This is a genomic window from Aquabacter sp. (assembly GCF_965279295.1).
GTDB lineage: Bacteria > Pseudomonadota > Alphaproteobacteria > Rhizobiales > Xanthobacteraceae > Aquabacter.
This window is the reverse complement of record NZ_CBDIHQ010000017.1, coordinates 342,773-355,682: the sequence shown is the minus strand read 5'-3', so window position 1 is coordinate 355,682 and position 12,910 is coordinate 342,773. Positions and strand designations below refer to the sequence as shown.

12 protein-coding genes are annotated in these 12,910 nt (G+C 66.5%); 8 read left to right on the top strand and 4 right to left on the bottom strand.

Annotated features, from left to right (window positions below):
• Positions 1 to 118: 118 nt before the first annotated feature.
• The 5 genes from ADADO0_RS16285 to ADADO0_RS16265 all read left to right on the top strand — a co-directional run bounded on the left by ADADO0_RS16285 (position 119) and on the right by ADADO0_RS16265 (position 3,906).
• Positions 119 to 988 carry a 4-(cytidine 5'-diphospho)-2-C-methyl-D-erythritol kinase gene (locus ADADO0_RS16285; RefSeq protein WP_511306225.1) on the top strand — a complete coding sequence of 290 codons (870 nt, stop codon included), beginning with the start codon at positions 119 to 121 and terminating at the stop codon, positions 986 to 988.
• Positions 989 to 999: 11 nt separating this feature from the next.
• Positions 1,000 to 1,320: a YnfA family protein gene (locus ADADO0_RS16280; protein ID WP_511306550.1), complete on the top strand. Its 321-nt coding sequence runs from the start codon at positions 1,000 to 1,002 to the stop codon at positions 1,318 to 1,320.
• 77 nt (positions 1,321 to 1,397) lie between these two features.
• On the top strand, positions 1,398 to 1,862 hold the full coding sequence (locus tag ADADO0_RS16275) for a nuclear transport factor 2 family protein (RefSeq protein WP_511306224.1): 465 nt from the start codon (positions 1,398 to 1,400) through the stop codon (positions 1,860 to 1,862).
• Positions 1,862 to 2,419 (top strand): TetR/AcrR family transcriptional regulator, encoded by a 558-nt coding sequence (locus ADADO0_RS16270; RefSeq protein ID WP_511306223.1) that lies wholly within the window; start codon positions 1,862 to 1,864, stop codon positions 2,417 to 2,419. Before ADADO0_RS16275 ends, ADADO0_RS16270 begins: the two co-directional genes overlap by 1 nt.
• 44 nt (positions 2,420 to 2,463) lie before the next feature.
• The gene (locus tag ADADO0_RS16265) at positions 2,464 to 3,906 is read left to right on the top strand and encodes an FAD-binding oxidoreductase (RefSeq protein WP_511306222.1); all 1,443 of its coding nucleotides are present in this window, start codon (positions 2,464 to 2,466) and stop codon (positions 3,904 to 3,906) included.
• On the opposite strand, the gene ADADO0_RS16260 is transcribed toward ADADO0_RS16265, so the two are convergent.
• From ADADO0_RS16260 to ADADO0_RS16245, 4 genes are all read right to left on the bottom strand, one after another.
• Positions 3,899 to 5,116, bottom strand: coding sequence for an MFS transporter (locus tag ADADO0_RS16260; protein WP_511306221.1), 1,218 nt, complete (start codon positions 5,114 to 5,116; stop codon positions 3,899 to 3,901). The two genes, ADADO0_RS16265 and ADADO0_RS16260, sit on opposite strands and share 8 nt — an antisense overlap.
• Before the next feature lie 261 nt (positions 5,117 to 5,377).
• Positions 5,378 to 7,429: a SpoIIE family protein phosphatase gene (locus ADADO0_RS16255; RefSeq protein WP_511306220.1), complete on the bottom strand. Its 2,052-nt coding sequence runs from the start codon at positions 7,427 to 7,429 to the stop codon at positions 5,378 to 5,380.
• The gene (locus ADADO0_RS16250) at positions 7,429 to 8,250 is read right to left on the bottom strand and encodes a hypothetical protein (protein ID WP_511306219.1); all 822 of its coding nucleotides are present in this window, start codon (positions 8,248 to 8,250) and stop codon (positions 7,429 to 7,431) included. Before ADADO0_RS16250 ends, ADADO0_RS16255 begins: the two co-directional genes overlap by 1 nt.
• On the bottom strand, positions 8,237 to 8,983 hold the full coding sequence (locus ADADO0_RS16245) for a hypothetical protein (RefSeq protein ID WP_511306218.1): 747 nt from the start codon (positions 8,981 to 8,983) through the stop codon (positions 8,237 to 8,239). Before ADADO0_RS16245 ends, ADADO0_RS16250 begins: the two co-directional genes overlap by 14 nt.
• Before the next feature lie 283 nt (positions 8,984 to 9,266).
• Here ADADO0_RS16245 and ADADO0_RS16240 point away from each other — a divergent pair, with 283 nt between their 5' ends.
• The 3 genes from ADADO0_RS16240 to ADADO0_RS16230 are packed head-to-tail and all read left to right on the top strand — an operon-like array spanning position 9,267 to position 12,906.
• Positions 9,267 to 9,914 carry a hypothetical protein gene (locus ADADO0_RS16240; RefSeq protein ID WP_511306217.1) on the top strand — a complete coding sequence of 216 codons (648 nt, stop codon included), beginning with the start codon at positions 9,267 to 9,269 and terminating at the stop codon, positions 9,912 to 9,914.
• The gene (locus tag ADADO0_RS16235) at positions 9,911 to 11,899 is read left to right on the top strand and encodes an MFS transporter (protein ID WP_511306216.1); all 1,989 of its coding nucleotides are present in this window, start codon (positions 9,911 to 9,913) and stop codon (positions 11,897 to 11,899) included. Before ADADO0_RS16240 ends, ADADO0_RS16235 begins: the two co-directional genes overlap by 4 nt.
• Positions 11,896 to 12,906 carry an ABC transporter substrate-binding protein gene (locus ADADO0_RS16230; RefSeq protein WP_511306215.1) on the top strand — a complete coding sequence of 337 codons (1,011 nt, stop codon included), beginning with the start codon at positions 11,896 to 11,898 and terminating at the stop codon, positions 12,904 to 12,906. Before ADADO0_RS16235 ends, ADADO0_RS16230 begins: the two co-directional genes overlap by 4 nt.
• The last annotated feature ends 4 nt before the right edge of the window (positions 12,907 to 12,910 follow it).

Here is a 12,910-nt window from a genome sequence, read left to right as displayed (position 1 = left end):
TTACGAACAAATCCGTAATCAGAGGATGGCTGCTTTCCCCCTGCGCCGCAAGCTGGGGAGGCCGCGAAGCCTCGCTGCAGCTTGCCGCGCGCGGGTGATCGCGCCATAAGCCCCGCTCATGCAAAAGCTTGTGGCGCGTGCGCCTGCGAAGGTCAATCTGACATTGCGCGTGCTGAGACGGCGCGCCGATGGGTTTCACGATCTCGCGAGCATCGTCGCTTTCGCCGGTGCAGCCGACCTGTTGACGCTGCGTCCCTCGCCGAGTCTCGCCCTGGAAATTTCGGGCGAGCGCGCGCTTTCTGCAGGTCCGGTTCAGGAAAATCTGGTCCTCAAGGCGGCGCGCGCACTGGCGGATCTCCTGCCGGGGATAAGATACGGCACCTTTTACTTGGTGAAGCGGTTGCCGGTTGCGGCCGGACTCGGCGGTGGTTCGTCGGACGCAGCGGCGGCGCTTCGCCTCCTGGCCAAACTTAATGGCCTCGCGCTCGATCATCCCGCACTCATGGCGGCGGCGCGTATCACGGGCTCGGACGTGCCGGTCTGCCTTGATCCCCGCGCCCGCTTCATGGGTGGTATCGGCGATCGGCTCTCAGTGCCGCTGGATCTTCCCCGGCTTTCGGCCGTCCTGGTGAATTGCGGGGCGGTGGTGCCCACCGGGCCGGTGTTTAGGGCCCTCGCGCTACAGCCGGGCGCTTCGTTGGACGGGCCAAAGCATCCCGTCGTCCTTCCGGCCGAACGAGTTGCGCTGATGGAAACGCTCGCCGGCCTCTGCAATGACCTTGAGCCTCCAGCTCAAGCCCTTGCGCCTGAGATAGGCAAGGCGAAGGCATTGCTGATGGCCGACCCCGAGGCCCGTCTGGTGCGCATGTCCGGGTCGGGCGCGACGGTGTTCGCCCTCACCGACGATTGCCGCGCGGCTGCCCGCTTGTCCCGGCGCATGGCCGCGCAACGCCCCTCTTGGTGGGTGCGTCCCACGGTGCTGCGATGACCGGTTCTGCGATGACCTTTGGCGCCTACCTCGTCGCCGCCGCCGCTGAAATCGCCGGCTGCTTCGCCTTCTGGCATGTGGTCCGGTCCGGCGGATCGATACTCTGGCTGATACCGGGCGCTGCCAGTCTGCTGGCCTTCGCCGGCGCCCTCACGCTGGTGGACGCAGCGGCTGCGGGGCGCGCGTTCGCGGCCTACGGCGGGGTCTATATCATCGCCTCACTCGCCTGGATGTGGGGCATGGAGGGGGTGCGGCCGGATCGCTGGGACACCGGTGGCGCCGTGCTTTGCGTTGCCGGAGCGGCACTCATCATCTTCGGGCCCCGCGCCTGAACGCGGCGACTTGTTGACTCTCGTCGCCCTTACTGTACTGAATGGTACATTATAGACTGAACGGTACAGGACCCGCCATGTCGCGCCCCCCGCTTCCGCCCTTTACGTTCGAGACCGCCGCGCAGAAGGCCCGCATGGCGGAAGATGCGTGGAACACGCACGATCCGGTCCGCGTGGCCGGTGCCTATACCGAAGACAGTGTGTGGCGGAACCGCTCGGAGTTCTTCTCCGGCCGCCCTGCCATAGTCGCCTTCCTGACCCGCAAGTGGGAGAAGGAACACGACTACCGCCTGATCAAGGAATTGTGGGCGTTCCACGAAAACCGCATCGCGGTCCGCTTCCAGTATGAGTTCCACGATGCCGCCGGCCAGTGGTTCCGGGCCTATGGCAACGAGAACTGGGAGTTCGACGTGCACGGCCTCATGCGCTGGCGTCAGGCCTCCATCAATGATCTCGCCATCACGGAAGCGGAGCGCAAGTTCCGCTGGCCGAGTGGCCCGCGCCCGGCGGACCATCCCGGCCTCACCGAACTCGGACTGTAATGGCGAAACAGATTCACGAACGCGCCGACGCCCTGCCCCTTCTGGGCGAGGTCTTCCGGGAATACGGCTTCGAGGGCGCCAGCCTCGCCATCATCTCGAAGCGCACCGGCCTCGGCAAAGGCAGCCTCTATCACTTCTTCCCCGGCGGGAAAGAGGAGATGGCGGCGGCCGTGCTGGCGCATGTGGACAGGTGGTTCGAGGACGAGGTGTTTAGCCCGCTGCGCGATGACACCGACCCCAGCCGCGCGGTCACGCGCATGCTGGACGCGACCGATGCCTATTTCCGCTCTGGAAACCGGGTGTGCGTGGTCGGTGTGTTTGCCCTCGCCGAAACCCGCGACCGCTTCGCGCAATCCGTATCCAGCTATTTCGCCCGCTGGATCGCCGCGCTGGCGGACGCGCTCATGCGCGGTGGACGCACACCGGACGATGCCCACGCCCTCGCGGAGGACGCCGTTGGCCTGATCCAGGGCGCGCTGGTTCTGGCACGGGCCCTGGACGATACGGCGGCCTTCACCCGGGCAATCGAGCGGTTGAGAGCCCAACTCTTAGCTTAGCTGGCCCTTGATTGGCGCGCGCACCTCGGCCAGTGTCCGCCACCATGTCCAGCACCGCACCCGCCCCCCTTGTTCTTCCCCAAGAGCGCATCGCCAGTGCCCTGTCGGCGCTTGCCGCAAAGCTTGGACCGCGCGGCATCGTCACTGCGCCAAGCGATATGGCGCCCTATCTGGTGGAACAGCGCGGCCTGTATCAGGGCGTGACCCCGGCGATCCTGCGCCCGGCAAATACCGCTGAGGTGGCGCTGTGCGTCGCCGCCTGCGCCGAAGCCGGCCTGCCGATCGTGCCGCAGGGCGGGAACACGGGGCTGGTGGGCGGGCAGGTGCCGTTCGGTGCGCTGGTGCTTTCGCTGGAACGGCTTGACAAGGTGCGGGCGGTCGACGCCGCCGATCTCACCCTCACGGTGGAGGCAGGCGTAACGCTGCATGGCGCGCGCATGGCGGCCGAGAAGGCCGACTGTCTGTTTCCCCTCTCCATCGCCTCGGAAGGCACCTGCCGGATCGGCGGCAACCTCTCCACCAATGCCGGGGGCACGGCGGTGCTGCGCTATGGCAACATGCGCGAACTGACGCTCGGGCTTGAAGTGGTGCTGCCGGATGGGCGCATCTGGAACGGCCTGTCCCGGCTGCGCAAGGACAACACGGGCTACGATCTCAAGGACCTGTTCATCGGCGCCGAAGGCACGCTCGGCATCATCACGGCGGCGGTGCTGCGTCTATTCCCGAAGCCGCGCGCCCGCGCCACTTTACTCGCCGGCCTTAACGATCAATTCGCGGTGCAGGCCTTCATGCAGCGCCTGCGCGCGGTGGCCGGGGACGCCTTGACCGGCTTCGAGATGATCCCGCGCTTCGGCATGGAAACGGTGCTGAAGCACATGCCAGGCACCGTCCGGGCGCTGGGCGGCGACCACCCGGTGTTCGCGCTGGCGGAACTCACCTCCACGCGCCGCGACGACGACCTCGCGGGTCTCGCCGAAGCAGTGCTCGCGGAAGCCTTCGAGGAGGGTGAGGTTGCGGACGCCGTGATCGCTGCGAGCGAAGCCCAGGCGAACGCCCTCTGGCGCCTGCGGGAAGATCTGTCCGATGCCCAGAAATTCGAGGGCGGCTCGATCAAGCACGACGTCTCGGTGCCGGTGTCTCGGTTTGCCGAGTTCGTGGTGGAAGCCACCCGCCTGTGCGAGGCGCATATGCCGGGCGTCAGGGTCTGCGCCTTCGGGCATGTCGGCGACGGCAACATCCATTTCAATCTGAGCCAGCCGCTGGACATGGAAAAGGCTGCCTTCCTCTCGCAATGGGAGGACTTCAACCGGCTGGTGCACGATTATGTCGTCGAACTGGGCGGGTCCATATCCGCGGAACACGGCATCGGCCTGCTGAAGCGCGAGGAACTCAAGGTCTACAAGGACCCGGTCGCGCTCGACCTGATGGCGGCGCTGAAGCGTGCCATCGACCCCGCCGGCCTGATGAACCCGGGCAAGGTCATCTAGCCCGCGTGGGCTTTACCTTGACGCCGATGACCGTCACCACGCCCACCAGAAGTGGAACCGCAGCGGCGATGAAAATCGCGTGGGTCAGGTGCCGGTCCAGTAGCGCGCCATACATCAGCGGCCCGGCCAGCGCGCCAACGTCGAAGCCGGAGTAGACGAAACCAAACACCTTGCCCCGCGCATTGGCCGGCGCGGCATGGCGCACCAGAACGTCGCGCGAGGGTGTGGTGACGCCGAGGGAGAAACCCGCCAGCGCCATCAGCACGAACGTCACGCTCGCAGGATTCTGCCCTAAGCCTATCGCCAGTAGGAATGCGCTCGCGGCGCCAAGGCCCACCATCGCGATGCGGTGGTGGTTGACCGCGCGATCTGCGATGAAGCCGCCGATCATGACACCGCAAATGGTGGCAGCCTGGTAGACCGTGAGCGTCAGGGCGGCGAAGGCCGTGCCCATGCCGAATCCTTCCTGCAGCGCCGTGATGCCGAAGCTTTGCAGGCCCACGAGGCAGGTCGCGGTCAGGAAGAAATAGAAGAAGGCGAGCACCACCACCGGGTTGGTGACGATGTCGAGCACACTCGGCACGCCGGCCGCCATGTGATGAGCTGGCTCCAGGTGGCGCTCAATCCGCAGTACGGAGCGCGCCAGGATCAAGCCGAACCCCACCAGCAGGCAACCCAGCCCCATCACCACCAGAGCCGTGCGCCAGCCGTACATCAGGCCGAGCGCGCCCGCCAACAAAGGCGAGACGGCGTAGCCGACATTGCCTGCCACCACATGCAGCGCGAATGCCCTGCCCAGCCGCTCGGAGCGAATGCGATGGCTCAGAATGGAGAGATCGGCGGGGTGGTAGACGCTGTTGCCGAGCCCCGCGAGCGCCGCCAGCGGCAGCAAGGCGGCATAGTTTGGCGCGAGGCCCATGCAGGCCACGGAGGCGGACTGAAGCAGGATGCCGCCGATCAACAGCCGATCGGCTCCGAAGCGATCCACCATGATGCCGGCGAGCACCTGCCCGGCGCCCGAGAACAGATAGAAGATCGAGAGCACCACACCCAGCTCGGTAAAGGAGACACCGAGGTCCTCGCGCATGGCGATGAACAGCGGCGCCAGTGCGAGTTGCAGGACGTGGCTGACGAAATGTCCGGCGCTGACCACCGAGATGGTCGCGAATTCACGGCGTGGCGCCACGGCGGGGTGGATGGCTACGGACACGCGTCTCTCCCTGCCCAACTTCTGGCGATGGGCTTCGCGGCGCCGGAGCGCGCCCCGAACAGACGCTCTCTCTTACAATCTTGGAAGCAAGGAACCGTTCGGGCGCTGCCACCCCACGGGCCCGCTTCTGAATGGGCCGTCTGCTTGGGTTTAGTGGCAAGGAGCGGCGGAACGCCAGACAATTAGATATGAGAAACACGCATAGGGTTTTGCGGGTCTCCCGCTTCAGGCGCATGCTGGCACCCTGCTACCCACCCGTGATCATACCATCGGCTGATGGTCGCCACCGAAATAGCGCAGGGTGAGGCAGGTTATGTCGTCCGCCTGCGGCGCGCCGCGCTCGAATTGCCTGATGGAGCCCAGGACCCGCTGCGAGACTTCCGGAACCGTCCATTCCGCCGCGCCTTCGGCCAGCAGTGCCTCAAGACGCCTCTCGCCATAAGGCATTTCATCAATGTCGAACGCCTCCGTCACGCCGTCCGTGAAAAGCAGGATCGTGTCGCCGGGGTCGAGGTAAAGCACATGCTCCTTGTAGAGGAAGCCCTCCATTACCGCGACCGCCATGCCGGCGGTGCTGGGCACTGTCGTTATCTCTCCGCGCGGCGAGATCCGGTAAGGCAGATTGTGGCCGGCATTCACATAGGTGACGCGCCCGGAGTTAAGGTCCATCACCCCGTAGAACAGGGTCACGAACAGCATCTGCTCGTTCTCCATGGCCAGCAGATCGTTCAGGCGGCGCACGCAGCCCGAGGGCGAGCGTTCAAATAGCGCGGTGGAGCGCAGGAGTGTGCGGGAGATCGCCATGAAAAGGGCAGCCGGAACGCCCTTGCCGGAGACATCCGCCACCACGAAGCCAAGGGTGGATTCGTCCACCAGGAAATAATCGTAGAAGTCGCCGCCCACCTCGCGCGCCGGCGTCATGTGACCGTCCAGCGCAACCCTGCGGTCCGCAGGAAACGCCTTGGGCAGGATGGCGAGTTGCACCTGCCGCGCGATCTCCAATTCCTGCTGGAGGCCCGCCAGCTTGGTCTTCGTGACCAGGGCCTCGCGCAATTCCACCACCATCGAGGACAACCGGGTGTGCTGCTCGACGATGCGGCGCGACAGGTCGTGAAGCACCCGCGCCACGCGCCGCAATTCGTCCTCGGCCTCTCCGCCGCTGGGGGAGGCGAGCAAAGCGAGGACCTCTTCCCGGTCGGATGCATCGACGGAATCGGCAAGGAACTTCAGCTCGGTGGAAATCACCGCTTCCTGGCGGCGCCGCACGCGATCACGCTGGCGGCGGGTATCGGCGAGCGCCTGGGCATTGCCGCGCAAGCCGGCCACCGCCTCGGCGATTCGTCCCATCTCGTCGCTGCCGGAATAGTCCAGCATGGCGGACGTGTCGCCACGCGACAGAGCCTGAAGCACGCCGATGGCATTCTCCAGCGGCCGGAAACTGTACCAAAGGAAGATATTGAGCCCGATGACGCCGAAGATCGTCAGACCCACGGCGGCGGCGATGGCGACCGAGCGCAACGCCCGCTGCGCAGCCCAGGCCGCAGTATTGTCCTTGAGACTGATCAGCGCCCCGACCACGCCGCCGGTTACGCCGTCGACGGGGACGCTGGTGATCGAATAGGTTTTGTCGGCAACATCGATCCGCCCAAAGAGCGCCTCACGCGGTGCGATGGTCGGGTTGGCGTTGCGCCACAGTTCGGCGTTCGTGGTGGCGATCAGACGACCGCGGAGAGAGAGCAGGCTTGCCTGCGCGTCGATGCTGGTAGCAAAACGGCTGAGCGCGACGCTGGCGTCCCGAGCCAGGACGAGAACCGTCGCCCCCCGCTTGGGCAGCATGACGGTACGGGTGGCGATCACCATGAGCTGCTGCGCGGAAACCGAACGCAGGCCGGACGTCCGCGTGCCCGCCAAGGCGCGATCGAGGGTGCCCGCATCCAGAATGCCGCGTCCGCCCGCCACAGTGCCGAAGAAGGAGGTTACATCGCGATTCTGCCCGACGACCTCAAGCGCAAGCGTGTCGTCGCCATCCTTCACGCCGAGGTCGGCAAGGGCCGCGGCGATGCCCGGGCGATCACCGAAGGACATTGCGATGCGGATGGCGGACGACGCCTCCATCGCGTCGAGCTGCTGCTCCAGATCGGCGACTTGGACTTCCACGATCTCGCGCCACAGCGCGGATTGAGCCGAAATGGCGACATCCGCCGTGCGGCTCTCCTCAAGGCGGTCCCGCACCAGGCTTGCCGCCCAGAAGGTCGCCATGAGGGCGATGAAGCCGGCGGCGACGATGAGGGTTATTCGGGTGCGGAGCTGCATCAGGCGTCTCGCTGTCCCTGCTGCGGCTTGGCCGCAGCCTCGCGCCGGATGCGTTCGATCTCAGCGCGCAGCCGACCGTCGAAGTCCACCGCGAGAAGTTCCTCGGCGTAGCCCAGGAACGCGGCCCGGCGGTTTGCCTGCTGCCGCTCGCCGGTGACAAGCGCGGAAAATGCGGCGGCGATCACTCCCTGCCCCTGGCTGGCGCCGGAAAGCGCACTTTCCGGATTGCCGGCTGCGCTCGCGGACAAGGCCCTGGCGAGCCGCTTGCGCCCACGGGTCAGGCTGGTGCCGGCGGTAAATGCCGCCGCCACTCCCGAGAGGACGGCGCAGACCAGTACCGTGTAACCGGTACGCCAGTTCAGAGAACCGAGAACCGAGCTGAGTGTCGCCGGCGTGGTGGTGACATCCACCTGGCCGAGCGGGATGCCGTCCACCAGGATCGGCGCGATCACCGTGTCGAGCCCGGTCACCGGGCCGATGGCGCTGCGCACCTCGCGACCGTCGGGTCCACGCACCACGATGCGGGTGAGGCCGGGCGTGCGCGCCATGGTTTCAGCAAGGTAGGTCTCGACACCCGGCAGCAGCTTCAGTGGGATTCCGAAGCGCGCCGCCTTCTCGAACTGCCCCGCCAGCGAACGCGCGACGGTCTCGCCGATGATCTTGGCATCGCGCCGGGCGGTTTCCTGTACCTGGGCCTTGAACCCGTTGACCACCATCATCCCGGCGCCGCCGCCGATGACGAGCACGGTCATGAAAGCGAACACGGCGCACACAAGGCGATCCCGCGCCCGCACGGCGGATCGGCGGTCAGTCGGCGTCATCGAGCGCCTCCAACTGGCTGATGCCGTGGGCGGTACGCGCATCCGATGCCGCCCAGGCTTCGCGCACCTGGATCGCCAGCCGCTCCAGACGCTGGTGTTGCGTCGGGCGCAGTTCGGCGCCGCGCAAAATGCGCGCGACCCGGCTGAACGGGCGGCCAAGCGCCCAGGCAAAAGCGAAGGCCAATGCCAACGCCAGGATCATGGCCCCGGCACCAATCACCATGGTGCGCGCCACCAGATCGATACCCAGGACTTGCGCCCGCAGGCTCCGGCTCGCCCCGGAAACCGTCACGGCAATCCCGCCGGCGACGCCGAGATCATTGTCGAACCGGGTGCCGAACACCGTCTCGCCGTGCGCCGCTGCCTGCCAGAGGCCGTCGCGGAGCAGGTGATCATTCCAGCCACTATCCACCTTCTCGCCGATCGAGCCCCGATCGGTGCTGTAGATCGAGCGGCCGGCATTGTTGAAAACGTCGATGGCGACGATGGTGGGGTCGTTGGACTTCTCGCGCTCGATGCTGGATTGCAGCAGCGAAATCTCGTCCAGGGTGAGACCGATGGAGAGATTCGCCTCCGCCGTGCTGCGCAGGGTACCCAGCAAGTGCGACACGCGCGCCTGCTCGATTTCCTCGCTGACCTGCTCGCCGGCCACGAATGCGGCTCCGGCGATCGCCAGAAGGGTGATCGTGACGGATAACCCGATAACGAAAATAAGCCGGCCGACGAATGTCATGAATAGGACTTGTGCGCGGGATCGGGCGGACGTTAGCCGTCCGGGCCGTTGCAAACCAGACCTAAACTGCGCAGACTCGAAAAGTCACGTTTTTAGAGGCGCTTCACAATCAACCTGCGGCTAAGCCATCAACGGGCTCTCACGCTTAGGAATTGCTGAAGAGTCCCGCTGTTAGAGCCTCAGTTCACGGTCCGTCCCTTCCCAACGGAAAGCGAAGCTTTTCCACCGGGCATATGATCCCAGCAGGCGGGTGTGTCGTCGTGCGTGTTTGCGAGCAGCCGGAATGATCCGAACCTCCCTCGGCCTTATCTTCGTCTTCGCCTTGATCGCCGCCGCCTGCGTCGCTTTCGGCGCCTATTTTTCCTATGTCACCCTCCAGAACGCGCACCGAAAGGCGATCGAAGCGCGATTCGTCATTACCGCCGAACGCATCGCCGGCAGCGCGCAGATCGCCTCCTCGCTCGGCATCGCCCTCCCGGCGCAGGCGACATTGGCGGAACTCCTCCGGCGCGAGGCGCGTCTCGACCAGACCATTCTCTCCATCGATGTGACCGGCGACCGCCATCATGTGCTGTACAGCAGCGACCCCGCGCGGGTCGGTCATGACGAGGGGGCGCGCCCCTCCAATGCGGTGAGTCGGAAAATCGAGAACGACCTCGCCGCAACCATCGGCAATGTGGTGGTCCGCTACAATCCCGCCGCGCTCGCGGCCGGGGCCGCGGCACTGTCCCATGATCTCGTGCGAATCGCCCTGCCCGCCCTGGTGGGCGCCGCCATTGCCACCGTCGCCATCGGCCTCCTGCTCGCGAGCGGATTGAGACGGGCCGCGCAGCGCGCGACCGATCCGGCGCTCTGGCCCAGCGCGGCCCGCACCGCCGTCGCTGAAGCTGAAGCTGCCCACGCGGCGATCCGCATGGAGGGCCCGCGATGATCGGACTGAGGGCCGGCATCTCCATCGCCATCGCGATCATCCTGTGCGGCGCCCTCGCCGTCATCGGCTGGGGCGCGCGGGAGGCCGTGGAACGCACCATCGTTCCCGCCATAGCCGCGCAGGCGCAGTCGGTGGGCCGCTCCGCGGCGGCCCTGGTGGAGGACGCTGTGACGTCCGGCGTTCCGATCGACAAGCTGGTGGGCGTGAACGCCTATCTCGACGACTTGCGGCGGGCCAACGTCGAACTGGCGGAAATGGTGCTCATCACACCCAGCGGTAAGATCCTCGGGCGGTCGGGCGCTCCCCCGGCGGGAATAGACCCGCCCAAGGTGACCACGGCGGTGACGGCGCGCAGCGGCGTGCCGCTGGCGAGCCTTATCATCACCATTGATCCCAGCGTCGTATCCGCCCAGGTGACGGCACTGCTGGTGGACGTCGCCTTCATCGGCATGGTGGCGCTTCTCGTGGCGCTGGAACTCGTGGCCCTGGTGGTCGGCGCACGCGGCGTCGAGGTGCTGGCGGCGCTGGAATCCCGGGTGCGTGCGCTGACGCGCGGTCGCCTATGGATGCACGCGGATGCCGCCGAGGGCTCGCCGGTCCTGGCTCCCATCGACACCCATGTCGCCAAGCTCCATGCGCGCCACACGGCCGCGCGGTCGGAGGCGGAGCGGCGCGGCGATACGCAGGCGATTCACGATCTCGACGCTCTAAGCGCCCGAACCGGGGTTGGAACCACCCACACCGGCGAAAACCATGCCGCCACCGTGATACGCCCCGCCCTGTTCCTGTTCATGATGGCGGAGGAACTGGCGCGCCCGTTCCTCCCGCGCCTTGCGGCAGAGGTCGTACCGGCCAACCTCAACATGAACTTGGATTTCGCGATTTCCCTCCCCATCGTCGCCTTCATGGCCGGCGTTGCCCTGTGCCAATTGCCGTTCGCGGTGCTTTCGGAGCGGCTGGGGCGGCGGCGCGGCTTTGTCATCGGCGCGGCCATTGCCGCCTTGAGCTATGTCGTGCCGGCGGTCAGCGAAAATTATTACCTGTTCCTCGGCAGCCGGGTGACGGCGGCCATCGGCTATGCCCTCGTCTTCGTCTCCGCGCAGGGACACGTCATTGACCATTCCCGGCCGAGCGAGCGCACCGCCGGGCTCGCGGTGTTCGTGCGGGCAATCCTGGTGGCCGCCCTGTGCGGTCCGCCCATTGGCGGCGTTCTGGCCGACCGGCTGGGCGATCACACCGCCTTCCTCGGCTCGGCAGGCGTTGCCTTCCTGGCGCTGCTGGTGGCGCTGGTTAGCCTGCCGCGCTCGGAGCCCAAGCGAAACTCCGGTGGTGTCCGCGTCTCGGACCTTGGAGCGGCGCTGCGCGCGCCGCGCCTTGCGGCGCTGCTGTTCGGCTGCGCATTCCCGGCCAAGATCCTGCTGGCGGCGATCTGCTTCTATCTCGTGCCAGTCGAACTCCAGCGGCAGGGCTACAGCGCCGCCGCCATCGGCCGCCTGCAGATGATCTATCCCGTGCTCATGGTGCTGGCGGTGCCGGCATTCGCCGCTCTCGCCGAGAAATGGAACGCGCGGGCTGGCCTCGTCACGGCGGGTGGTCTGTTGGCGGGCGCCTGCATGCTGCTGCTGCTCGTCGGCACCACCCCGCTGGTGATCGCAGGTGTCCTCGCCCTGCTGGGCCTAGGTCAGGCCATGTCCATCGCCTCCCAATCGGCGCTGGTGGCGGACAGCGCGCAGCACGTACCCGGCGGCAGCTCGGCGGGTGTCCTTGGCCTGTTCCGCTTGATCGAGCGTACCGGCAATGCGGTGGGTCCGGCGGCGGCGGGCTTGCTGCTTGCGGCGGTGGGGTTCGCGTCCGCCGGCGCGACGCTCGGCATTTTGGTGGTAGCGGGAGCACTCGGCTTCGCGTTATCTGGGCGCAATCAACCCTCATCCCCCCGCGCCACCCGGCGCGAGGGAGATTCCGCGGCAGAAGGAAGCCCGCTGTGATCGACCGGCGCTCACTTCTCTCCCTCGGCCTCGGCGCAGGCGCGGCCGGCCTCATCGGCGCGGCTCCGGCGCGGGCCCAGGACAAGCCCTTCCGCATCCTGATGCTCACCTTTCGCGGCGAGACGGATGTGGAACGCGGCTTCAAGGAATTCTTCCAGGCCGCCGATGTAAAGGCGGAGTTCATCATGCGCGACGCGGAGCGTGACCCGCGCAACGTGCCCGCCATGATCGCCGACCTTGCGACGCTGAAGCCGGATCTGATCTACACCTGGGGCACACCGGTGACCCTCGGAGTCGCCGGTCCCTTGGATTCCCGCGACCCGCGCTATGTCCGGGACATTCCCATCGTGTTCGCCCTGGTGGCGGCTCCGGTGCGCGCGGGCATCGCCAAGAGCTTCGAAAGCTCCGGCCGCAACGTCACCGGTGCGGTGCATGTGGTGCCCACCGACGTCCAGTTGCGCGCCATGCAGGCCTACATGCCCTTCACCAAGATCGGCATCCTCTATTCCACCACCGAGCAGAATTCGGTCGTGATCGTAGAGGAAGCCAAGAGCGTCGCCGCGAAGATGGGCGCGAGCGTCATGGCAATGCCGTTCCGCAACGACGCCTCTGGCCGCCCCACATCCGACGGCGTGGTCGACATGATCAAGCAGATGCGGGCGGAAAAGGTGGATTGGCTCTATCTGCTGCCCGACACCTACCTCGGCACCATCTACGACAAGGTGACACCGGCGGCGCTTGAAGTCGGCCTGCCCACATTTGCAGCCGCCGAACTCGGCGTGCGCGAAGGCGGCGCCCTGGTGGGCCTGGTTAGCCGCTATTATTCGGTCGGGCAGCTCGCCGCTGCCAAGGCGATCGAAGTCCTGGTGCAAAAGAAGAAGCCGCAGGACGTGCCGATCGAGACGCTTAAGCGTTTCTCGCTGATCATCAATATGCGGATTGCCAAATCCCTCGGCATCTATCCGCCCATTGCCATGCTCAACTACGCGGAAGTCGTCACGAGCTGATCCC